20 protein-coding genes and 3 pseudogenes are annotated in these 21,242 nt (G+C 58.5%); 8 read left to right on the forward strand and 15 right to left on the reverse strand.

The genetic code is table 11. The features are described from left to right. Positions 1 to 132: 132 nt before the first annotated feature. The 9 genes from SRB521_RS05775 to SRB521_RS05810 form a co-directional block, all read right to left on the reverse strand. A complete protein-coding gene (locus tag SRB521_RS05775; protein ID WP_116721936.1) occupies positions 133 to 927 on the reverse strand; it encodes a hypothetical protein in 795 nt (264 codons plus the stop codon). A gap of 77 nt (positions 928 to 1,004) precedes the next feature. Then, positions 1,005 to 1,811, reverse strand: a complete 807-nt coding sequence (locus SRB521_RS05780) for a sortase (RefSeq protein WP_116721937.1) — start codon at positions 1,809 to 1,811, stop codon at positions 1,005 to 1,007. Next, on the reverse strand, positions 1,808 to 2,725 hold the full coding sequence (locus SRB521_RS05785; protein WP_116721938.1) for a hypothetical protein: 918 nt from the start codon (positions 2,723 to 2,725) through the stop codon (positions 1,808 to 1,810). Before SRB521_RS05785 ends, SRB521_RS05780 begins: the two co-directional genes overlap by 4 nt. Before the next feature lie 309 nt (positions 2,726 to 3,034). Beyond that, positions 3,035 to 3,934, reverse strand: a complete 900-nt coding sequence (locus tag SRB521_RS05790) for a hypothetical protein (RefSeq protein WP_116721939.1) — start codon at positions 3,932 to 3,934, stop codon at positions 3,035 to 3,037. A 21-nt stretch (positions 3,935 to 3,955) separates the two neighbouring features. Next, positions 3,956 to 4,543: a PcfB family protein gene (locus SRB521_RS05795; RefSeq protein WP_165366579.1), complete on the reverse strand. Its 588-nt coding sequence runs from the start codon at positions 4,541 to 4,543 to the stop codon at positions 3,956 to 3,958. Then, entirely contained in the window at positions 4,527 to 5,021 is a 495-nt protein-coding gene (locus tag SRB521_RS16085) for a hypothetical protein (RefSeq protein WP_165366580.1), read from the reverse strand. Before SRB521_RS16085 ends, SRB521_RS05795 begins: the two co-directional genes overlap by 17 nt. Then, the gene (locus tag SRB521_RS05800) at positions 4,990 to 5,538 is read right to left on the reverse strand and encodes a hypothetical protein (RefSeq protein WP_116721941.1); all 549 of its coding nucleotides are present in this window, start codon (positions 5,536 to 5,538) and stop codon (positions 4,990 to 4,992) included. The genes SRB521_RS16085 and SRB521_RS05800 overlap by 32 nt, the downstream gene beginning before the upstream one ends. A 272-nt stretch (positions 5,539 to 5,810) precedes the next feature. Then, positions 5,811 to 6,365, reverse strand: a complete 555-nt coding sequence (locus SRB521_RS05805) for a relaxase/mobilization nuclease domain-containing protein (protein ID WP_116721942.1) — start codon at positions 6,363 to 6,365, stop codon at positions 5,811 to 5,813. Further along, positions 6,365 to 6,673, reverse strand: coding sequence for a MobC family plasmid mobilization relaxosome protein (locus SRB521_RS05810; protein ID WP_242976542.1), 309 nt, complete (start codon positions 6,671 to 6,673; stop codon positions 6,365 to 6,367). The genes SRB521_RS05805 and SRB521_RS05810 overlap by 1 nt, the downstream gene beginning before the upstream one ends. A gap of 115 nt (positions 6,674 to 6,788) precedes the next feature. Between SRB521_RS05810 and SRB521_RS05815 the strand changes: the two genes are divergently transcribed. Further along, on the forward strand, positions 6,789 to 7,574 hold the full coding sequence (locus SRB521_RS05815) for an NYN domain-containing protein (protein ID WP_165366581.1): 786 nt from the start codon (positions 6,789 to 6,791) through the stop codon (positions 7,572 to 7,574). A 395-nt stretch (positions 7,575 to 7,969) separates the two neighbouring features. Here SRB521_RS05815 and SRB521_RS05820 read toward each other — a convergent pair whose 3' ends face one another. The 6 genes and pseudogenes from SRB521_RS05820 to SRB521_RS05845 form a co-directional block, all read right to left on the reverse strand. Further along, a complete protein-coding gene (locus tag SRB521_RS05820; protein WP_116721945.1) occupies positions 7,970 to 8,170 on the reverse strand; it encodes an LPD28 domain-containing protein in 201 nt (66 codons plus the stop codon). Between the two features lie 196 nt (positions 8,171 to 8,366). Next, positions 8,367 to 8,525, reverse strand: a pseudogene (locus tag SRB521_RS16915) (Fic family protein); the annotation flags it as partial. A gap of 93 nt (positions 8,526 to 8,618) precedes the next feature. Further along, positions 8,619 to 10,529, reverse strand: coding sequence for an LPD25 domain-containing protein (locus SRB521_RS05830; protein WP_129868811.1), 1,911 nt, complete (start codon positions 10,527 to 10,529; stop codon positions 8,619 to 8,621). Positions 10,530 to 10,542: 13 nt separating this feature from the next. Then, entirely contained in the window at positions 10,543 to 11,400 is an 858-nt protein-coding gene (locus SRB521_RS05835; RefSeq protein WP_165366582.1) for a DUF3560 domain-containing protein, read from the reverse strand. A 76-nt stretch (positions 11,401 to 11,476) separates the two neighbouring features. Then, entirely contained in the window at positions 11,477 to 13,192 is a 1,716-nt protein-coding gene (locus SRB521_RS05840) for a ParB/RepB/Spo0J family partition protein (RefSeq protein ID WP_165366583.1), read from the reverse strand. Between the two features lie 139 nt (positions 13,193 to 13,331). Continuing rightward, the gene (locus SRB521_RS05845) at positions 13,332 to 14,270 is read right to left on the reverse strand and encodes a DUF6017 domain-containing protein (protein WP_116721949.1); all 939 of its coding nucleotides are present in this window, start codon (positions 14,268 to 14,270) and stop codon (positions 13,332 to 13,334) included. A 148-nt stretch (positions 14,271 to 14,418) separates the two neighbouring features. Between SRB521_RS05845 and SRB521_RS05850 the strand changes: the two genes are divergently transcribed. The 7 genes and pseudogenes from SRB521_RS05850 to SRB521_RS05880 all read left to right on the forward strand — a co-directional run. Continuing rightward, positions 14,419 to 16,029 (forward strand): recombinase family protein, encoded by a 1,611-nt coding sequence (locus SRB521_RS05850; protein WP_116721950.1) that lies wholly within the window; start codon positions 14,419 to 14,421, stop codon positions 16,027 to 16,029. Continuing rightward, a pseudogene (locus SRB521_RS05855) lies at positions 16,020 to 16,826 on the forward strand (nucleoside recognition domain-containing protein); the annotation flags it as partial. The gene SRB521_RS05850 and the pseudogene SRB521_RS05855, both read left to right, overlap by 10 nt. 149 nt (positions 16,827 to 16,975) lie before the next feature. Beyond that, complete coding sequence (locus SRB521_RS05860) at positions 16,976 to 17,197, forward strand: hypothetical protein (protein ID WP_033117552.1); 222 nt, start codon at positions 16,976 to 16,978, stop codon at positions 17,195 to 17,197. A gap of 90 nt (positions 17,198 to 17,287) precedes the next feature. Next, complete coding sequence (locus SRB521_RS05865) at positions 17,288 to 18,742, forward strand: carbon starvation CstA family protein (RefSeq protein WP_058118007.1); 1,455 nt, start codon at positions 17,288 to 17,290, stop codon at positions 18,740 to 18,742. A gap of 681 nt (positions 18,743 to 19,423) precedes the next feature. Then, positions 19,424 to 19,972 (forward strand): helix-turn-helix domain-containing protein, encoded by a 549-nt coding sequence (locus SRB521_RS05870; RefSeq protein WP_242976544.1) that lies wholly within the window; start codon positions 19,424 to 19,426, stop codon positions 19,970 to 19,972. A gap of 15 nt (positions 19,973 to 19,987) precedes the next feature. Further along, complete coding sequence (locus tag SRB521_RS05875) at positions 19,988 to 20,866, forward strand: MBL fold metallo-hydrolase (RefSeq protein WP_075704185.1); 879 nt, start codon at positions 19,988 to 19,990, stop codon at positions 20,864 to 20,866. A gap of 135 nt (positions 20,867 to 21,001) precedes the next feature. Further along, positions 21,002 to 21,172: pseudogene (locus SRB521_RS05880) on the forward strand (AraC family ligand binding domain-containing protein); the annotation flags it as partial. Positions 21,173 to 21,242: the final 70 nt, after the last annotated feature.

The following is a 21,242-nucleotide window of genomic DNA, read 5'->3' on the forward strand; positions in this document are numbered from 1 at the left end:
CATCTCCTTTTTGTCTCAAATCGGGACGGAATAATCCAAAAGAAATTCAATATTATGGAGGCGATGGGCGCAAAAGAGGGGCCCCGTTTTGTAAACGGGGCCCCAGGACGCGTCTAAATTTGGGACAGAATGTTATAAGCCTTGCACATAGTAGCAGGTATATAGAAACTTCCCCATGCTGTTATAGGTGTCCCATGCTTCTACGGCAAATTGTGCGGCAGGGGCGGAATAGAAAACCTGGGTCGACTGTTCATCCCTCCATGGCCAGAATGGCTGTACTCCCGTGGGTACCTCAATTCCCAGGGCAAGATGGAAAATCGGTTCCCCTTTTGAATCCCGCCTGAGTTTCCCGCTCTCCCACAATTCCGGGCAGTTGGGGACGGAATTGTAAATCGTATACTGCATCCTGCGCGTCTCATGCAGATTCAGGATCGTTACCGTGCCATTTTCCCAATGGATTGTGCGGGCCACGGGAAGCTCCAAGTTCGGGAACTGGCTCCAGTCGCAGGTGGGCTCGGGCAAGGCGGGCTCTTCCTTTTTGGGCCCGGTGACAGTGAGGGTAGTGCCATCGTCAAGCTGGACCACATCCCCGGCCAAAGGCCGGAAGGGCTCGTCGGACTGTGGGACGGTGAGTGTGCCAGTAGTCGGGGATTCCTCCACGTAGGGGGCCGCGCTGTCGATACGGACGATATTGGCGGCCCCGTCGTATGTCACACCGAAGTCCACGGCTCGTCCGATGTCCCGAAGTTGGACATAATTATGGCCCCTGATAACGTAGGCTTCCAGCGCCGCCTCCTGGCCGTCCACGCAAAAGGTCTGTGTGGACGGCGCGGCGGTGAGGACGGTGGCGGCCAGGGCCGTGCCCCCGCCGAACAGGAGCGCGGCGGCGGTGAACCCCGCTGCAAAGGATGGACTCTTTCCGTGCATCTGTATACCCCCAGTAGAATCGGATGGCCTGTTCTTCTACTAACAGGATACCACAATGAGCATATTTTGTCGCTTTTTTACACCTCTACGGCTTGGACCATCCAGCGCAGATCGCGTTGATCCCGGACGCAGGTATAGAGCGTGACACGGTTGTCTGCCGTGGCGGCAAGTCCGCTCCTGTCGGTCTCGCTCACCTGTGCCACGCAGACCACCTCGTAGGTGCGCGTGCCCAGCCTCGTGGTCAGCGTCAGCCTGTCCCCAATCTCCAGGGTATGTATCCTGCCAAAATGGTTCGTCACGCCCCGGTTATGCCCCGCGAGACACACGTTGCCGTCCCAAATGCTGGCGTCCTCGAAATGGCCCGCGCCCTTGGAGAGGGGCTTGCTCCCCGTGCCCTCATAGATCCTGACGCTCAGGTCGATGGCTGGGATCTTCAGCGTCCCCAGGTGCCCGGCGGAATAGTAGAGGTCGCTGGTGACTTCCGTGAAGGCTGCGGTGGGGCAGGTGATCGTAAAGTCAGGGGAAGGGGTTACTTGGGCGGGCGGTACGGCGTCCGCCGGATTGGAGCCGCCGCCGATGGCAGTCCAGCTACCCACAGCGCCGCCAGATGTGGAGTCGGTATCATCGGCAAGGCTAGGGGTAAGGTATTCGCCGTTGCCGGGCAGGTAGCTGGTGGGGCTGCCGAAGGCCGGGGCCACCAGGGCGTTGTTCTTGCTCCTGTCCTGATTGACTGGTTCTTTGTTCACGTAGACGGTATCGTCTGTGGTGGGCCGTCCGAAGAGCCCCCCGTCCAGGGCCTCCACGTTGTACTCCAGGGCCTGGGCCGGGAGGGTCAGTGCGGTCAGGAGCAGGGCGACGGTCAAACACAACTGTCTCAGCTTCATGCGGCATACCTCCTGCCGTTCCGCCATTTGATCAGATGGTGGAGCCCCAGCCCCGCCAGAACCAGGGCGGAGGCCACGGCCAGGGCGGGGAGCCCGTAGTGAACGGCCAGTTGCGCCGGGGTCTCGCTTATATCCTGGGCGGCCTCTTCTAAAGGCTCCAGCGGGGCCCCGGCGAACACGGCGGTATAGCGTACCGCTCCGCTGACAGTACACATCAGTTCCCCGGTATAGCTGGCGGTGACGGTGTAGCCCGTGGCGGAGCGGCTGGAGGCGGTGCCGGAATAGACGGCTGTGGCGGTATAGGTGGGGGGCAGGGTATCGTTGCCGCCGGGAACGGTCTGCCAGCTCACATCGGCCAGCTCCAGCGTCCGGCCATTCTCCACGGTGCTCTTGGGGAGCAGGGCCGTGTCAGCGTCGGAGAGGCCGGGATAGGTGCGGGTGGCGGAGACGATCCGTGTGCTGGACTGGTAGCCCGCCGCCTCCACGGTGATGCTCTTGGGGTCCAGATCCAGCGTGCCGGTAAAGCCGTCGTCGGTGGTAAGCTCCATGCTGGCCTCCAGCTTTTCCAGGATGGCCGACATGTCCTTGGTCTCGCTGTCTATGGTGACGGTCTCGGTGTGTTCCCTGGTCTCCGTCTCGGTCTGGTCCTCCCGTAGCAGATCCAGCAGGGCATAGCCATAGCCCTCCCGCTGAAAATCCAACGTGGGGATGGCGGCGGGATCGGTCCCGGACTCCAGAAGATACACCTTTTCAATGCGGCGGTAGTCCCCCGCCTGGGTCTCCACCACCTCCACCGGGTAAATATCCGGGACCGTCTCCGGGGGCGGGGAAGTCTCGGAAGCCGCCCCCTCCGCCGCAAACACCACGCTGGAGAGGATCAGTGCTGAGGCCAGCAGAGTCAAAAGTCTTTTCATATCGCGCCTCTTTTCTGTCCAAAGTTTGGACGGTTTACTAAGTAGGGACGCGCCCCCGCTTCCTGCGGGGGCGCTGGATGTACCGTATTGCTCGGGGCGGGGGGAGCGGAGCCGCTCCCCATATTTGTAAGTGCGCCGAGCGGAGCCCGGCGCACTTGGGCGATGCCCCCTTGATTACCCTCTATCCCAGGCCACGGCCCCAGTCAAGGCCCGGGCCAGTCCGCAGACTGGACCGGTTCATGGTCAAGCCGCAGCGCGGCTTGACCAGCCTTGACGGGGGGCGGGGGTTGGGATAGGCTCCCGCAGGGGTCAACGCCCCCGCCTGTCCGCTGGCGTGTAGCCCCGGCCCCGGTCCCGTCCGAGCGGTTCGATAGACCGCTCAATGTTGCCGCCGATCTTCTTCGCCGTCTCCTGGACGGCCTTCAACGCCTCGGCCCGGTCCTCTGTGGACCAGTCCAGGAAGGCGCTGCTCGCCTGGGCTGCGTCCGGGGGCTCCCGGTCGATACCGAACCGTTTGCAGAGCAGATAGGAGACGCTTTCCGCGTCAAGCTGGGTGTCCTCCCTGCGGTAGTATGGGTTGCGCCCCTGGTTGTGGGCCCGCGCATGGACGAGCTCCACGGCCAGGGCCGCGAACAGTTCCCCCTCCGGTGCGTCCGGGTCGATGGTGATCTCCATATTTCGCTCGTCATAGACGGCGGGGGCCTCTTGCCCCTCCACCGCCCGGATGCTGCCGCCTGGCGCGTAGTTCATCAGGGTAGCCAGCGCCTTCTCCATCTGATGGGTATCCTCAGCAAGCCGGAGCTCCCGCAGGGTGCGGCCCTGGGTCTGGTCCAGAGTGAACGCCTCCCCAATGTCATATCCGCGCCGCTTGGGGTCTTTGGGACGTACAAAAATCTTGGCCCCGTGCCCACGCTCCGCCGGGATGACCGAGCGGCCCAGCCCCTGCCACCGCTCCGCTGTGCCGATCTGCGCGGGCTCATCCATCACGCTGGGGAGCTGGTACATAGCCAGCACCACGTTCCCGGCGCTGTAGTCTGGGTTCACGGCCTGCAAGTCCAGATAGCTGAGATAAGCCGCGGGGGTGCTGGTCACGTCCGTGATACCCGCGTCCCGCATGGTGTCTATGTTCTCTCGCTCGGCCTGCCGCTGCTCCTGCCACTGTTTATCGCTGGCCCGCTTGCTGGCCAGGAGACCTCTGATGTCTGCCATTTGATTTCCTCCCATCATCATTCATCTGGTGAGCTCCGGCCCCTTCACCGGGGGCCGCTTCTGGCCGTTGGCGGCCCGCAGGCTCTCCAGCCTGCCGTGGACAGTGGGGCGGTCACTGGTCGTAACCGTCGCAGTCTCCTCCAAACTGCCCGATCCACTCCCGCGCCTCCCGGAGTCCCTGCCTTGGGGAGCGTGGGACACAGGCTTTTTTGGCGGTTCATCCCCCTGAGCCTGGGCGGGGGCGGCGTAGCCCATGCGCTCAAAAATACGGTTGACGGCGGACACGTCCTCGGAGCGGGCCAGGATGTCCACCGTGCCGTCCCGGTCTTTGGGCTTGATGGGGGCCCACAGAAGGCCGTACTTCCTGGCATACTGGCCGAACCGCTTGAGGTCGGAATGCTGGAGGGGGAATACCCGCGCCGCGCCGTTGCAGCCCTTGATAAACTTCTTCATTTTGGTCTTACCCTGGAGCTGGTGCGGGTTTTTAGCCAGCGCGTAGAGAAATGCCACCAGATGCTTGGCCCCTGCCCCGGCCAGCTTGGCCGTAGCCTCCGCGATCTGGATGCACTGGCGGGCCATGAGGTCGGCGGCGTCACCTTCCATGCCCATACGGTTCAACTCCTTCCATGCTGAGATGCCACAGATAGTCCGACCATTTCCCCGGCTTTGCCTCTCTCCGGCAGGAGCGCAGAAACGCCCGGAGATGGGTCTCTTTGTCCAAAGGGCAGGTGAGGAGGGAGAACACCTCCACATCCATTGCCACGTCCGGGTAATTCAAAACCGTGAGATTTCCACGGGGCCGTGTCTTTGGGGCCTGCTTGGGCTGGAGAAGAAGTACGTCTGGCCGTCTATGCACCTGTCCGAGGGGAGATAAAAAGCTGAGGTTGGCATAGCTCCCCTCCTGAAACACCTCGGACAAGGGAAAGAGAAAGGTCTTTTCCCGGCGGGCCAGGAACAGGTAATGATGGGAATCTCCCTTCTTCAGACGGTGAAGGTCCAGTGCGAGATCACGGCGGTCCAGGCTAGGGCGGCGGGCGGCCAGGGCCTCCAGAGCCTCAACGAGATCGGTGTCCACGATTTTTAACATGTCTGTTGTCCTCCTTAACGCGGCCCCTCTCTTTCTCTTGGGGCTTCGGTACTTGTGATTGGATGCGGGGCAAGTCCCCGAGGGCCTGCGTACAGAGCCCGTGGTCCCGCCGCAGGCAGCGGATCCGGGCAGTGGCGGCGCTGATAGCCTGCGTGACCGTACCGTCGTCCCGCCCCCGGCGGCTCAGTTGATAGAAGGCTTTGCGGCGGTCCGTTAGGGCGTCTATTTCCGCCTGGAGCGCGTCGGCCAATAGGCCGAGTTGGCCCGTAGTCTCGATCCGGTAGCGCTGAATGAGCCTGAATTGGGCCACGTAACGGTTGAATTTGACCACCTCGCCGCGCAACAAAAAAGCCGCCCCCTTGGACGGCTTGCAGACCGGTATCTTCCCCAGCAGATAGAGGTATTTGACATATAGGGCCCGGAGGCCGTGGAACTTGTGGCCACGGATGGGCCGGGGGCCCCGCAGGCGGTAGTATTTCACGGGCAGGGGTGCGGCCCGTGCCATGGGCTGCGACACATGTGTTTCCCCCCCGCTGAGCGGCCGCCATACGCGCTTGCAGTCCGCTTTCGCTGTAGCCCTCTCCCAGGGAATCTAGGCGCAGAAAGCGCTGGCCGCCCGGCGGCCGGAGGGACGTGTGCTTGACGCCGGGCCCGCGCTTCACCGTATAGCCCCGCACCTCCAGCGCGGTGAACAGGTCCGGCAGGCTGGCGGACCCGACCAGGGCGGCGTCTATGTCCGCCCGGACCGTGCCCCGCAGGGTGGGCCGACCGGCCTGCTCCGCCGCCCATTCAGCGTACTGCTTCCCCCGCCCCTCCGGCTCGATGACGGACAGGCCGCGCTCCCGCGACACCTCGTTGGAGATCCCCCGGATGTCCCCGAAAGTAGTCCTTGAAGTTGTTGCGGTACATCTTCCCATCCACGAAGGACACGGAATTGAAGACGATATGCGCGTGCAGGTGATCCCGGTCCAGGTGGGTGGAGACCACGGCCTCATAGCGGTCCCCCAGGAGCCGCCGGGCAAACTCCAGGCTGGCGGCATGGGCCTCTTCGGGCGTGACCTCGCCGGGGGTGTAAGCGTGGATCAGGTGATAGCCCAGGACGTGGCCGGGGCCGTCCTTGCCCCAGCGCCGTTTGGTGGCCTCCATGTCCTTGCGGGCGGAATCCAGCTCACAGTTGAGGGCGGTCTCCAGCCGGACGGTCCCGCCGTCCCACTCCAGCGCCGTCTTCTCCTGGTCCTCTATGTACTCCAATGCGCGGCCCAGGGCGGTCTTTCCATCGTTAAGCACATAATTGAGGCAGCGGTCCAGGCGGTTGCGGATGGGGATGATCTTGTCGTAGGCCATCAAAACGCCTCCTTCAACAGCCGCCACGCCTGCCGGGCCAGTTCCTCAGCCTCCCCAAGCTGGTCGGCGTTCACGGCCTTGGAGGCGTTGGCGATGTGGGCAAGCTGGTTGAGGTTGGTGCCGATGCCGGAGAGCTGGCGGAGCAGGGCGGCGTACTGCTCAGGCGGACGGGGGCGGATCTCCGTGCCCATGATGAGGCTGCGGATGAACGCCTCCATGCCCAGGCCGGAAAACTCTGATTGCTGCTTCAGATACCGATATTCGGCGTCGCTCAACCATACGCCGATGCGGTTGGGTCTTCTTCTCACGACAACCTCCTATTGTGTCCAAACCTGGGACGAGATGTTTTCTTGGTTTTTCTTCCCATTACCGCCCGGGAGTGTTATAATGGGGTTGCCCGTGGAAGCGGCAAGGGGGGGATTAATGACGATTTTCGAGCGGCTTTTCAGGAGAATGGGACAAAAGCCCAGGGCTGTGGTATTCGTAGACTATGAACACTGGTATTATTCCTATAAGAAGCTCTATCATATGGAGCCGGACCTGCGCGGGTGGTACGACGAGCTGGCAAGGACCTATGAGATAGCCGAACTGATGTTTTTCGGCGCGTTTGCGCAGGCGGACCTAAAGTATGAAGCGCCTAAGATCAGGGCGCTGACCAATACGATCATAGCAACGGACAATAAGAGCCCCTTCCACAAAAAGGACATGACGGATTTTATCATGCTGGACTACATCTACCAGCGGGAGCTGGAGAATGACAGAAACGAGGTTTATGTTATTTTCACAGGAGACGGACATTTCCAATCTGTGGTCCGCTACCTGACCCAGAAGCGGCATAAGACGGTGGTGGTCTACGGAGTCCGGGAGGCTTTCAGCCGCCAGCTCCAGGCGGCGGCCACCAACGCCGTCCAGCTTCCGGCGGAGGGGACGGTGATCGCGGCGTGCTACCGCCTTATCGTCGATAATTTCAACTATATTGCGGAGCACCCGGAGAAACGGATCATACCCACCTTCCAGAATACCGTGGCGGCGGTGGCCCGTCACAGCGGCATGGGGGAGCAGATCGTCCACGCAGCCCTCCAGCAGATGCTTGATTTGGGCTATGTACGCCGCGGGGACTACCGCGTGGAATTTAACAGGACGATCAAGGCCCTGTCGCCCGACTGGGAGAAGCTGCACACTGCCGGACTGTGGGAATATCCGGTCTGAATCAGGGATAGATACGGAGGGGCGGCGTCATTGCCGCCCCTCCGTTGTTCTGTCCAAACTTGGGACAAAAACGCCGGGGCTTGGGGGCTGTGCCCCCAACAAGTGGCATGTGGGTGTCCACATGCCGTACTTGCTGTTCATGCGCGTCAAAGCCGCGCATGAACGTTGCCGGAGGCTGTTTCCCTTGCGCCGTTTCCGGATGCCGTATCCGGCCCCGCCGCCTTTGTTGTTCAAGGGATGGGGTGTGCTGAAATGCCAGCCGATACCGCTACCGTGACTTTGCGCAAAATGAGGAGGGGGCCGTCAGGTAGGTACGCCCTCCTGCCCAGGTCCCCGAAAACACGTTCATACCGGGATAGTTGCTCAAAGCGGCGGCTTTGACCGCCACCATGGCCTCACCTATGTCTACTTTGCCTGCCCAGCAGCCCGGGCTGGGCCCAGTCCTCCGGCTGGGCCTGGAGGTCGTAGACGTACATACCGGACGGGACCGTAGCCGGGTCCACCCGGAGCGTGGTGAAGAGAATGGGGACGCCCAAAAGCTCCGCCTCCTCCAACCGCTCTTTCCTTACGTTGGTCCGATACGAGGGGACTGTCATAGAAAAAGCCCGCCGTTTTCACGGCGGGCAGGTGGGTGGTATGCTATTATCGTTCGGGCGCGTGGGCGGCTCTGTCCTGAAGCGGGATGCGGAACATGCGGCAGTAGTCCCGCTGGGCCTCCAGCCCACATTCCGCGATTATCTTTTGGAAGGGGCTGTCGGTGGGGTTCTCGTCCCGCTGGGCCGCCTGGAGGGCGGTGATGCCGTCCTCCAGCAGCACCTTCGTCTCGCTGAGGGTGAGGGAATTCCCCTCTAGTGCGTTGCTGGAATAGGTGGTGCCGATTTTGAAGTATTGGTCCAGCTCCCGTACCACCTCGTCCAGCGCCCAGCCTTTGGCGATCAGACGGAACAACATGGCTAAACGGTCCTTGCCAAAGCTGACGTTGGCGATGTGGCGTCTTCCATCATCGGCTGAGGGACGGGAAAACTTGTCCAAAGTCTGGACGCTTTACCGCTCCGGGCCACTCCGGCGGGGCGATATGCGGCGGTGGGGCAGTTGGGAGGGAGGCTTGCGATGGCCGCTCTCTTCGGATACTCCGGGAGGCTGGTAGTCTTGGGCTGCGTATTCCGAGGGAGTCATGCCAAGGCTCCGGGCCTCATGCCATATCTCACGCTTGCTCCGCTCTTTGTCCGCGCCCATGTCCGGGTCCTTGAAAAAGTCCGCCAGCTCCGGCTGTGCGGGGTATTCCGGGCGCTCGGCGGTGTTGAGTTCCCGCCGGCACGCCTTGATATGCTCCAGCATCGCCAGACAATAGTTCGCCACAGGCTGGTCTTTCCCCCGAGGGTCCGGCAGGTCGTTGTATACCCCGGCGATATGCTCTGCTTTTGCGGCGAGCTCCACGTGCTGCTCCAGGAAGGGGACGAACACGTCCAAGGCATAGTCGCAGCGCTCGTTGGCCTGGCCCTTCAGTCCCTTGGCGGCCAGTCTATCCTGCCAATACGGGTCGTTGCGGGTATACGTGAAGTGGCCCCGGATGTGGTCGATCAGGCTGCCGTCCCCGTCCCCGAAGTCCTGGCGGCCCTGGTAGGTCTCTATCGTGCCGCACATCATATACTCGATCTCGAATTTGGTCTTGTCGTAGTAGCGGCCCCCGGCTTCGGCGCGCCGCTGGGCATCCAGCTCTCGAAAGAGCCGGTCCGCCTCGTGGAGTGATAAGGTCTGGCCGCTGTGGACGCCTCTGCTCTCGCTCCAGAGGATGGTGACGGTGGGCTCCTGGTTAGCAAGCCGTGCCCTGCGCTCGTACTCCTCGTAATTGACCTCCCGCATGGGCTCCGTCAGGCCCAGACGGGAAGCTGCCTCCTGTCGGGCCTCCTCTACGACTGGAACGGGGGATTCCAACGCACCGCCGTCCACGGCCAGAAAGTCCGGTCCGTCCAGGAAAAAGTCCGGCCCGCCTTTGCTGTTGAAGCGGAGGGTGAGATGGCGCCCCTGATCCAGCGCATAGGCCGCTGTCCGGCCGTCGTTCCAGGCCCGCATGGGCTCCCCATAAAAACGGGGTATCCCGGTAAAACCATAGCTATCCACATACAAGGCCTCATTTTTCCCGTCACGGTGTAGGAGCACCACATCGCTGATGGAGAGGGAGCGGCCCCGATAGCCGGGCGGATGGCGGAGGTTGAAGGCTTCAAAGATACGGTTCAGGGAATCGCCAGGGTCCAGGTAACCTGTATAAATGAGACGGTAATTCTCCCTGCGGACGGACAGAACGTAGGCCTCCAGCCGTTCCAGAGGCTCGAAGAGCAGGGAAAGATGGGCTTCACCGTCCGGGATTTGGTAGATACCGAACCTGTCTACGTCGGAGGTCAGTAAGTTGGCCTCCTCCCGACGCTTCCCGCGATAGGCCCGGTAGGCCGCCGCGGCCTGCTTATCATTCCTTTTGGCGGCGAACAGGCCGGGGTGGTCCGCCAGCCCCCTCCAGTCGGACAGGGGCGGCCCCATGGTGCCGTCTGCAAGCAAGGGACAGACCTGCGCCTTTGCCTCCAGCATGTGCTGCGCGGTCCCACGGCTCATGGGGAACAGCTCTGCCCACAGAGGGGGGGCGTTTTCCCGCCGCTGGTCGTCATAGAGAAATTTCATCTCTTCCGGGCTTTTTGCCGGGGAGTAATAGGGAAGGATGTTCTGATCCCGGTGCAGACCACGCCGGAGGCAAAACATCTGCGCTTCGCTGTATACCGGGTCGGCATAAATGGACACGTCCAGCCCATCCTTGAGGCCGAGGTAGATTTCGTGCATCTGGCCTTCGGTGAATTTTGTATCGGCGTAGGCCAGGATGTCCACGCCCTCATCGTCACCCCGCCGGATCTCCGCCCACTGGCCGGGGCTGAACAGGGTGCGGTCCAGCAAATATTCCAACGACAATACCTCTCACCTCCTATCGCTGGGGGCCGCCTCGGGCAGGAGGCTCCCGTCTGGGCGGCCTGGGCCGGAGGGAGAGTGGGTCTTCCCCGGACAGGGGCCGCAGAGCGGGGATGCGCCCGGCGGCGTAAATGGCCTGACGGTTCAACTGCCGCTGCCACGCCTTTTCCGACGGGGCCCAGCGGAAGCCCCCGGATTTGAGCGCCGTCCGCAGCTCCTCCGCGGGTTTTTCATCAAAGAAGATTTGAAGACGGTTGAGCTCCTGGTTAGGACTGACGCTGCCACCCTCAAAATCCCACCCCACATGCTCCGTGGACCGGGCCGCCTCCAGCCGCTGAATGCGGCCCCGGATACGGTGGATTTCTTGGTTGTTGTTGGAGAGCTGATAGCTGGGGTAGGGGCATTTCTCCCAGGAATAGCCCGTCTCCACGGCATGGTCCAGCTTGAGGGCCTGGTCCGGGGTGAGTCCCTCGCACCCCAGGCAGGTGCCGTTTTTACGGTAATATGCGTTGACTCTTTTCATATGGCTCTGCCAGTCCTCCAGCCCCGCCAGTTTGGTCCTGAGCTTTTCAATGGCCTCCGGATCATCGCTGGAAATAGCCGTGTTGAGCTCCGCCGCCTCGGCCTTCCCTTCATAATAGGCGGCCTTCCGTTCGGCCTCCACGGCCTTGGCCTGCTTGTTCCAGGCCCGCTCCCGGTAGCGCTGATCGGACTTATAGGAATAATGGTCCGGCATGAGGGGCTGACCCAGGGGAATGGCCTCCAGCATCTTACTGGCCTCCCGGCTCAGTGCGCCGCTCTCGGCACGGGCTTTCTCCGCCTGCTCCCGGTAGTAGTCAATCCGAGCCTGTTTTTTGTCTTCGTAGTCGTTCATGTACATGTCCTTTCTGTAAAATGGGCACAAAAATACCTGTCCCTATTTTGGACAGGTTGTTTGGTGAGTTATGTACCTATCGGGACAGGCCGGGTGTTTTCTTGGACGGCTCAGCCTTCTTAGGACCTTGCGGGGGCAGCAGTGCAGGCTTTTGCCCAGGTTTGTCTTCACGCTTCGGGGCGGGGGTCTGCGCCCCCTTCTCTTGGGTTCGTTGACGCTTTATCTCGCGCTTACGGCGCTCTTCCAACGCCCCATAAACGCTCTCCATGATTTCATTGGGGGTCATAGAGACATCGGGAAAATATTTTCGCAGGCGGTCTCCGGTGAGTACGATCTTCACATCCGGTTCCTTCCGGGCGGGGTCCAGGATCTCCGCCACCTTTTGGGGGGTGATGGGGGCCTTTTGGCTCACCTCCTTGAGCTGTGCGGCCTGAGTACCGGAGATGGTATGTCCTCGGTTGAGCATGTCCGCCACGTCCTCCTGGCGCTCTTTCGGCACAAAGGACAGCTCCACGGCGGTATTGACGGGCAGCTTGCCGCTGTCCACCAGTTCCTGGAGGTCCGGCACCAACTCATTGAGCCGCACAAACCGCTGTATCGTATTGCGGCTCTCACCCACCTGCTCGGCAAGCTGCTGGTCAGAGCGCTTTTCCGGCGCGCCCTTAGCGGCCTCCTCCTTCGTGCGCCGTCCGGACTTGCGCTTCATGGCCTCCAGCTTCATTTTATACGCCCGGGCCTTCTCCATGGGAGAGATGGTCTCCCGTTTGAGGTTGGAATCCACCATCGCTATGATGGCCTCGTCCATATCCCAATTCTTGACCTCCGCCGGGAGGTCGGTCAATCCGGCGAGGAGAGCGGCGTGTTTTCGGCGGTGGCCGGAGACCATATAATAGCCGCCTTCCGGTCTGGGGATTACGGTGGTGTTCTCCATGATGCCGAACTTGCGGATGCTCTCGGCCAGGTCCTTCATGTCCTTATCTTCCACGACCTTGTAGGGATGGCCCGGGAAGTCATGGATTTCGGAGATTTTGATTCGGACCTTTTTGCCCTCCTGGGACAGCGGCAAAGAGAAGGAATCCGCTTCTTCCGAAGCCTGCCCGGCCTCTTGCGCAGCCTGGGGACTAGCGCCTTTCCCCTTAGCCGCATTGGCACCGGCGGTGGATGCCACAGGCGGGGCCGGAGTTTTGCTCTTTTTTTCGGCTTCGGCCTCCATTTCCCTGATTTTCTTTTTCACGGCATTGGCTGTAGAATCGGCGTCCTGGCTTCCTCCCTCCGCATTTAAGCCATCCGGCCCCAGCTCTTTTTTGGGCACAGGCTGGGTGATGGGCTTTTCCTCTTTGCGTTCGGGGGTGGCTGGAGTCTCCGCTTTGACTTTGGGCTTGGGCTCTTCAGGAGGGGCAGGGGGCTTGGGTGCCTCTGGCGCCACGGACTTCCCGGGCAGGGGGACCTTACCGGGATTTGGGCCGTTGACGGCCCGAAAGTATTCCTGGGCCTCCGTCAGCGTCGCGGCGCGTACCAGGGCCGGGATGTCCGTCTTGCCGGCCAGCTCAGAGCCCCACAGGCGGCGGTAGCCGGAAACCATCTGAAACTTGCCGTCCTCCCGCTGGCGCAGGACCACAGGCTCCATCACGCCCTGGCTCTTGATGCTCTGCACCAGTCCGCCCAGGTCACGGTCGATGCGCTTGCGGACCATCACGCCGGGCAGGTCGTGGATGTCCTCCAGCTTGATGTTCTGCGGGGCATCAGGGGGCGGGGGCTGCGGGGTGGTTTTCGTTTTTTCTTCGTCTGCCATAGTCAATACCTCCCTAAATAATCTTAGATTTTCTCCGTATTTTATTTTCGCATTGTTACGTCCAAACCATAGAAACAATGCCACAAACGTATCAAATGCGTGGTTTTGCGTCCATTCTTTGGACAAATTGTTAGGATGATTACGGGCCGCCGTACATGTCATGCTGGACCTGCGTCTGATAGCTGCGGTTTTTGGTGGTGGGGGCCCGGTACAGTGCAGTGAGCAGATAGGCGCGGATATTTCGTATCTTCGTGGTGTTCTCCGCCAGGGCGTCGAATACGTATTCCACATGAGAAAAGTCCAGGTGCGTAAACCGCTCCTGGACTCTTTGCGTCGGTATATCCTCTCCGCCGATACGGACTGTGGGCCGAGTGGTGCCGAGCACGTCGGCCAGCAACTCCACCAACTCGTCCATGTCCTCTGTACCGTACCGCTCGGACAATACGCCGTAGCCGATCTGCTCTTTTATCTCCTCCCGCCGGTCCCATCCATCCAATCGTCCCAGTGGGGGGCAGGGGGGGTAGATGGATGGGTAAGGCTGGCTGGAGTAAGGCTGACTAGGGTAAGTATAATTAGGGGATGATGTTGAGAAGTCTGCACTTCTGAAAAGGGGAAGTCTTGACTTCTGATTTTCAGCACTCTGGGGTTCTGATTTTGAGAAGTCTGGAGCACCCGTACCGGGGCCCAGCGGCTCAGAAGGCGGTGTCGGGCGGTCTTCCTGGGTATAGAACCGCTTGACATAGATACGGGCGGGCTTGCCCTGCCCCTGCTTTTTGCGCTCGATAAGGCCGATCCCCTTGCTTGTGTCCAGCTCCGCCAGGAGCTTGCAAGCCTTTTGGTGGGCGCAGCCCAGGGAAGTCTGGATGTCGTCCAGGGAATAGTAAATGAATACACGCCCGTTGTCATCCAGCCAGCCGTTTTTGAAGCTCAGGCCCATACGGTCCAGCATGAGACCATACAGGAGCTTGGCGTCGGTGGACACGCCCTTGAACCGCTCCCCGATGATCAGGGTACGGGGGATGCGGTAGAAGCTGTACTGTTCCGCCTCTCCGCCATAGAAATAATCAAAGGTACTCATGGATGGCACATCCTTACATGTGAGGCGGTATGTCCGTGACCACGGCCTCGTTTCGCCATTTTTTGCACATGATAGGGGGATATGATATAATCTAATTAAGAAACAGGTATAAAATAGTTAAAAAATATAAAGAAAAGATGTGAAAAACATGGATTTTAGAATTTATTCCCGCAAGTCAGTTTATACGGGGAAGGGGGAATCTATTGAGAACCAGGTGGAGATGTGTAAAGCCTATATTTTCTCCAATTTTGCCGGTGCAACCGAAGCCGATATTACGGTTTATGAGGATGAGGGTTTTTCAGGAAAAAGTCTGGACAGACCTCAATTTCAACAGATGATGAAGGACATCAAAAAGCATAAGCCGGACTGCATCGTTTGCTATCGCCTGGACCGTATCAGCAGGAATGTAGGGGACTTTGCGAGCCTGATTGAAAATCTGAATAACCGTGATATTGCTTTTGTATGTATCAAAGAAAAGTTTGACACAAGTACCCCTATGGGAAAAGCTATGATGTATATTGCCAGCGTATTTGCCCAGCTGGAGCGGGAAACCATTGCCGAGCGGGTCCGGGATAATATGCTGATGCTTGCCAAAATGGGACGTTGGCTGGGCGGTCAGACGCCCACGGGCTATTCATCGGAAAAGGTACAGGAGGTCATCATCGACGGAAAAATGAAAACCTCCTGTAAGCTGAAGGTGAACGAGGAGGAAATGGGAATCGTTCGGCTGATTTACCAGAAAATGATTGCCTTTCACAGTGTCAATGGGGTGAGGAAATATCTTGCCTCTCAGAATATCAAATCGAGAACGGGAAAGGACTTTTCGCTATTAGGTATCAAGGAAATTTTGCAGAACCCGGTATATTGCATAGCCGATGAAGCGGCGCGGGCGTACTTTGTCGAGCGTGACGCAGTGGTCTGCTTCGACCAGGAGGATTGCAAGGACGGGCGGGGGCTGCTTTCGTACAATAAACGGGACTACACAAAGGGACATGCGCCTCGGCAGTCCATAGATAAATGGATCATCGCGGTGGGGAAGCATAAGGGACAGATACCGGGCACGGAATGGGTCTCCATCCAACGGCTCTTTGAGGAAAACAAAACAGACGGTTCAAAACCGCCTGTCATGCACAACGACTATTCTCTTTTGTCGGGAATGATTTACTGCGCGAAATGCGGAAGCCGTATGTTTGCAAAGCGGCGCTCCAACAACCCAAAGGTTTTCGATTACATATGCAGTGATAAGATGCAGTTGAACCGCTGTGACTGTCCCAACTTAAACGGGCCGCAGATGGATGACATGGTCTGCGAATACTTAATGAATTACGAAAATCAAAATTCTGAGCTCTGCCAGCGGCTCGAAAAGCTGAAACGAACGATAAAAAGCGATACGGGTGAGGACCCCCGGGAGCGGTTGGAAAAAAGAATCCAGGCTTGCGACCAAGAAATCAACCGACTGGTGGATATGCTGGCAGGAGAGGATATGAACCCGGCTGTTGTAAAGCGGCTCAATGATAAGGCCGCCGTCCTGGATGCCGAAATGCAGGAGCTTGTCCGGGCGAAAAAAGAGCTGGGAACAGGCTTAGACGCAGGGGAGGAGCGGTCAATCCAGTTGGATATGCTGGTGCGGGCCCTGGCCGTATTCAAAGAGAATTTTGCCTCAGCCTCCGTCTACGAAAAGCGGACCCTGATTCGGCTGATCGTTCAGAAATGTGAGTGGAACGGGAGGGACTTCGATATTTTTATATACGGCGAATAGGGAGCTATCGGCCATCTATTCGTCGTATTCAGGAACCAATTTTCCCCAGAATTGGTGGTGTATTTCCGACCCTCATTGCGATTATCAGCATGTTCTTTGTGGGGGTGAACGCCGGCCCGGGAAAATCGCTGCTGGCGGCCGTTATGCTCACCGGCGTCATCCTCCTGGGCGTGGTCATGACCTTCTGGGTGTCCCGGCTCCTGTCCGCCACCATACTGAAAGGCGTGCCTTCCTCTTTCACCCTGGAGCTGCCGCCCTACCGCAGGCCCAGAGTGGGGCAGGTCATCGCCCGGTCGGTGCTGGACCGGACCCTCTTTGTACTGGGGCGGGCTGTAGCAGTGGCCGCTCCGGCGGGCCTTGTCATTTGGCTGTGCGCCAATGTGCAGGTGGGGGGCGTCAGTGTGCTCGCCCACTGTACCGGGTTCCTGGACCCCTTTGCCCGGCTTCTGGGGTTGGACGGAGTGATCCTTATGGCCTTTATTTTGGGGTTCCCGGCCAACGAGATCGTGATTCCCATCATCATCATGAGCTATCTCTCCACCGGAACCCTACTGGAACTGGACGATTTGGGGGCGCTGCATGAGCTGTTGGTCCGAAACGGTTGGACCTGGCTGACCGCAGTGTGCACGATGCTGTTTTCCCTGATGCACTGGCCCTGTTCCACTACCTGTATGACCATCGGGAAGGAGACCAAAAGTATGAAGTGGACGCTGCTCTCCTTCGCCATCCCTACGGGGATCGGCATGGTGGTCTGCTTTCTGGTGGCGAGCGGCGCACGGATCCTTCAACTTGTTTGACCCCGCGCTTTGCGATAAGAGCCGGACCTTTTTCTTTCGAAAGGCCCGGCTCTTATCATGGGCTTTATGGGGAACGGAAAAAATCCTTCCGGTCGGATGGCTGGTGCATAGAAAGGATAGGGGAAGCCACGCGGATATACGGTTTGAAAATGGAACAGGAGGCAGAGACGCCGGGGGAATCTGAGCGTTCTCCGGCGGTTACCGTGAAATTTTTGAATGCGGCAGAAAAGAGACAGAAGAGAACGGAATGGGAGGAGGGAAGCGGCAAAAAATTTGCTGAAAATATATGGTTTGTACCTCATAATTTCGACACCCTGTTACTTGACTTCCACTTTCATATGCCTATAATTAAAAGCCGGAAAAGCGAATAACGAAAGAATAAAAGCTTTCGGAAGGCGCTTTTTGTGCGTTGGGACCGGCTTTTTGTGGAAGGAGCCGGAAAGAAAAAAGGAGGGAACTCTATGATCACATTTTTTGCTTGCCTGGTCCTGCTGGTCGTGGGCTTTTTCACCTACGGCAAGTTGGTGGAAAAAGTATTCCGCGTGGACAACAGGCAAACCCCCGCAGTGGCCCATCCGGACGGGGTGGACTTTGTTCCCATGAAGACATGGAGAATTTATTTGATCCAGCTGTTGAACATCGCGGGTTTGGGTCCCATTTACGGCGCGCTGGCGGGCGCGTGCTGGGGACCTGTGGTCTACCTTTGGATTGTGTTCGGGACCATTTTGGGCGGCGGAGTCCATGACTTCCTGTCCGGCATGATGTCCGAGCGGCATGATGGCAAGTCCATCTCTGAACTTGTGGGTATCTACATGGGGAAGGTCATGACCTTCATCATGCGTGTCTTTTCCGTGGTCCTGCTGGTGATGGTGGGCGTCAACTTCTCCGTGGGCCCCGCCAAGCTGATCGGTATGCTCACTCCGCCTGTCGTCGGCACATCATTCTGGCTGGCGGTCATCCTGATCTACTATCTGCTGGCAACGTTTCTCCCCGTCGACAAGATCATCGGAAAGATCTACCCGATTTTCGGCATCTGCCTGATCATCATGGCGCTGGGGATCGCGGGGGCGATCCTGATCAACCCCGCCTATGAGCTGCCCGAGCTGACAGCCGCCGCGTTCTCCGTGGTACATCCCAAAGGACTGCCTATGTGGGCCATGATGTTTGTCACCGTGGCCTGTGGCGCGATCTCCGGCTTCCATGCCACACAGTCCCCCATCATGGCTCGCTGCCTCACCTCTGAGCAGGAGGGGCGTACCGTGTTTTACGGCGCCATGGTAACAGAGGGTATCATTGCCCTGATCTGGGCGGCTGCCGGTGTAACCTTCTATAACGGTGTGGGGCCGCTGTCCGATGCCATCGACGCACTGGGACAGGGCGGTGTGGTCTATGAGATCTCCACTACACTGATGGGCCCGGTGGGCGGCGTGCTGGCCATGATCGGCGTGATCGCTTGCCCCATCACCTCAGGTGACACGGCTTTTCGCTCCGCACGGCTCACCATCGCGGACTGGTTCCACATCGACCAGTCCAGCGTCAAAAAGCGCGCCGCGCTGTCCGCCCCCCTGCTGGTGGTGGGCGCGGTGATTGCTACGGCGCTGCCTTGGGATATCCTGTGGCGTTATTTCTCCTGGTCCAACCAGACGCTGGCCATGATGGTGCTGTGGACCGGCGCAGTGTTTCTCTTCCGGTTCGGCTACCCACCCGTGTGCTGCTTCATGGCGGCTTTGCCGGCGACCTTTATGTCCGCGGTCTCCATGACTTACATCCTGCAGGCGCCTGAGGGGTTTCAACTCTCTACCTCCATCGCCTACCCGGTGGGCGTGATCTTTGCCGCGGCCTGCTTGGTGCTTTTTGTGGTCCAGACCTATGTGAGGAATCGGGATTCCGCCGGCACCGCTGAGGTCAGGGCGTAGAAAGCGATCCCCTTTTCCTGCAATAAAAACCCACCGGCTTAGCTGGGTGCTCATAAGACAGTAAGCCTAAAATACTGAAACTTATGGCATCTGTCAAACGGGAACGGTCAAAAAGAGTGTCGGACTTAACCCTTGCGGTTGAGTCCGGCACTTTTCTTTTGCCTTGAAGTTGATCCGTCTGAGACAAGTTGTCCCAAAGTAAGGTATATCCTTCAGAGCCGCCCCCTTGCCCATGATTGGGCAAGGGCGGGGGGATTGGGTTGAACGCTTAAAATCAGGGGTGCATCTGTTAGCTTTTTGTGTTCTGACCCATTGTGGTGCAAGGGCTCCAAGGCGTGATTTTGGGGTGGGGTATATAATATCATTCCTCGCCCCCGATTTGGGCATATATGTTCCACATTTCTGGGGCCGGAAATAAGGGGCAGACCCGATAGGGGCTGTGACGCAACAACTGAGCTTTGGGACAATTTGTCCCGAAGCTCCGCCGGGTTTGGGGAGGTCCCCAACAAGCAAAATCGCAAGTGTGGCCACACTTGCATTGCTTGCCGGAATGTGCAGGGCCAGAAAGTGAGCGATTGAGCAAGGCTTGTTAATCGTGTTGACTTTCCTCACTTTTGGGTATATGCTATAACAAGTTTTAAAGATGCAAAAACATACAAGGCGGTTATAGCAATGGAATCTATGAATTTGAAAATTGGTGAGAAGCTGAAAAGCCTCCGCAACACCCGAACTATGTCTCTGGATGATGTTTCGGCTCTGACTGGCGTAAGCAAGCCCATGTTGGGCCAAATCGAGCGCGGTCAGTCCATCCCCACGATGACAATACTCTGGAAGATCGCCACGGGACTGAAAACGCCGTTGTCCTACTTCCTGGAAGGGCCACAAGCTGAATACACCATCGTCAGCCCGGATCAGGCCAATGTGATTTTAGGGGACGGCGGAAAAATGCGGGCCTATCCTCTATTCACCTATGACCCGGTGCGGAGCGTGGAAACATTCTACATCGAATTTGACCCAGATTGCCGCCATTCCTCGGACAAGCACAATGACGGTGTGGAGGAACACGTCTTTGTTCTGCGCGGGACGCTGCGGCTTGTCCTGGGAGACAAAACGGTGGATGTTGGTGAGAAACAGGCTGTCCGTTACCGGGCCGATATGCCCCATGCCTATCAGAATTTGTCCGAGAGCGGGTGCGCGGTCTATAACACAATCTTTTATCCGAGCCACTAAAGGAGGGCTGTCATCATGTATGAATTGATCCAGGTTTCAGAGCAAAGTTACTACATCCAAAGTCCAGCAAAAATTGGGCTGGTGAAGCTGAACAAGCAGGACGTTTGCCTGATTGACAGCGGCAACGATAAGGACGCAGGGCGTAAGGTGCGGAAACTTCTGGAAGCCAACGGCTGGCGGCTTACCGCCATCTACAACACCCACTCCAACGCTGACCACATCGGCGGCAATAAGTATTTGCAGGGCCAGACCGGGTGCATGATTTACGCTCCAGGGATTGACTGCGCCTTTACCCATCACCCCATCCTGGAGCCGTCCTTTTTGTATGGCGGCTACCCATGTAAGGAGCTGCGGCACAAATTCCTCATGGCCCAGGAGAGCGACGCCCAGGAGCTGACCAAAGAATCCTTGCCGGAGGGCTTTGAGATCATCCCCCTGCCGGGACATTTCTTTGATATGGTAGGCTTTCGGACGCCTGATGATGTGGTCTATCTGGCGGATTGCCTGTCCAGCCGGGAAACGCTGGACAAGTATCAGATCGGCTTCATCTATGATGTTGCCGCCTATCTGAACACGCTGGAAATGGTCAAATCCCTGCGGGCAAAAATGTTCGTTCCGGCCCACGCTGCCGCCTCCGAGGATGTGACAGAGCTGGCACAGTATAACATCGACAAGGTGTTGGAGATTGCGGATAAAATCACCGGCATCTGCCGAGAACCGCTTTGCTTTGAAGTGATCCTGCAAAAATTGTTTGCGGACTACGGGCTTACCATGAACTTTGAACAGTATGTTTTGGTGGGCAGCACCGTCCGCTCCTATCTAGCGTGGCTGAAAGACAACGGCAGGGTGAACACTCTATTTGAAGACAATATGCTGCTCTGGCAGAGGGCATAGCAGCCATACAACGGCGCAGGGATTGGTTGGCCCATCCCTGCGCCGTTTGCTCCGTCACGCACAAAAATGAAGATATTTTACAAGCCAGCACAATCCCCAGGCTGTTATAATGGGACGGGCAAGGAGGTACACCGTATGAAAAAAGAAGTGCGAACGGTGGTCTACGATGACGAACTCCACATTGAGGCTTACCGTTTTGAGGGCATTGCACAGCCTTTTCCGAACCATTTCCATGAATACTATGTGATCGGATTTATGGAGGACGGGGAACGTATCTTGTCGTGCAAAAATCAGGAGTACACCATCACAAGAGAGCATTTGTCAAGGGGGATTTCACCCAAAAGATGAAATCCCCCGACAAACTGGAAACTGTATG

The organism is Intestinimonas butyriciproducens (assembly GCF_004154955.1).
In the GTDB taxonomy this organism is placed as follows: Bacteria; Bacillota; Clostridia; order Oscillospirales; family Oscillospiraceae; genus Intestinimonas; species Intestinimonas butyriciproducens.

Coding starts and splice junctions, on each gene's coding strand:
- SRB521_RS05775 (WP_116721936.1), bottom strand. CDS start 927: ATGCACGGAAAGAGTCCATCCTTTGCAGCGGGGTTCACCGCCGCCGCG.
- SRB521_RS05780 (WP_116721937.1), bottom strand. CDS start 1,811: ATGAAGCTGAGACAGTTGTGTTTGACCGTCGCCCTGCTCCTGACCGCA.
- SRB521_RS05785 (WP_116721938.1), bottom strand. CDS start 2,725: ATGAAAAGACTTTTGACTCTGCTGGCCTCAGCACTGATCCTCTCCAGC.
- SRB521_RS05790 (WP_116721939.1), bottom strand. CDS start 3,934: ATGGCAGACATCAGAGGTCTCCTGGCCAGCAAGCGGGCCAGCGATAAA.
- SRB521_RS05795 (WP_165366579.1), bottom strand. CDS start 4,543: ATGGGCATGGAAGGTGACGCCGCCGACCTCATGGCCCGCCAGTGCATC.
- SRB521_RS16085 (WP_165366580.1), bottom strand. CDS start 5,021: ATGTTAAAAATCGTGGACACCGATCTCGTTGAGGCTCTGGAGGCCCTG.
- SRB521_RS05805 (WP_116721942.1), bottom strand. CDS start 6,365: ATGGCCTACGACAAGATCATCCCCATCCGCAACCGCCTGGACCGCTGC.
- SRB521_RS05815 (WP_165366581.1), top strand. CDS start 6,789: ATGACGATTTTCGAGCGGCTTTTCAGGAGAATGGGACAAAAGCCCAGG.
- SRB521_RS05820 (WP_116721945.1), bottom strand. CDS start 8,170: ATGACAGTCCCCTCGTATCGGACCAACGTAAGGAAAGAGCGGTTGGAG.
- SRB521_RS05835 (WP_165366582.1), bottom strand. CDS start 11,400: ATGAACGACTACGAAGACAAAAAACAGGCTCGGATTGACTACTACCGG.
- SRB521_RS05840 (WP_165366583.1), bottom strand. CDS start 13,192: ATGGCAGACGAAGAAAAAACGAAAACCACCCCGCAGCCCCCGCCCCCT.
- SRB521_RS05845 (WP_116721949.1), bottom strand. CDS start 14,270: ATGAGTACCTTTGATTATTTCTATGGCGGAGAGGCGGAACAGTACAGC.
- SRB521_RS05850 (WP_116721950.1), top strand. CDS start 14,419: ATGGATTTTAGAATTTATTCCCGCAAGTCAGTTTATACGGGGAAGGGG.
- SRB521_RS05860 (WP_033117552.1), top strand. CDS start 16,976: ATGGAACAGGAGGCAGAGACGCCGGGGGAATCTGAGCGTTCTCCGGCG.
- SRB521_RS05865 (WP_058118007.1), top strand. CDS start 17,288: ATGATCACATTTTTTGCTTGCCTGGTCCTGCTGGTCGTGGGCTTTTTC.
- SRB521_RS05870 (WP_242976544.1), top strand. CDS start 19,424: ATGAATTTGAAAATTGGTGAGAAGCTGAAAAGCCTCCGCAACACCCGA.
- SRB521_RS05875 (WP_075704185.1), top strand. CDS start 19,988: ATGTATGAATTGATCCAGGTTTCAGAGCAAAGTTACTACATCCAAAGT.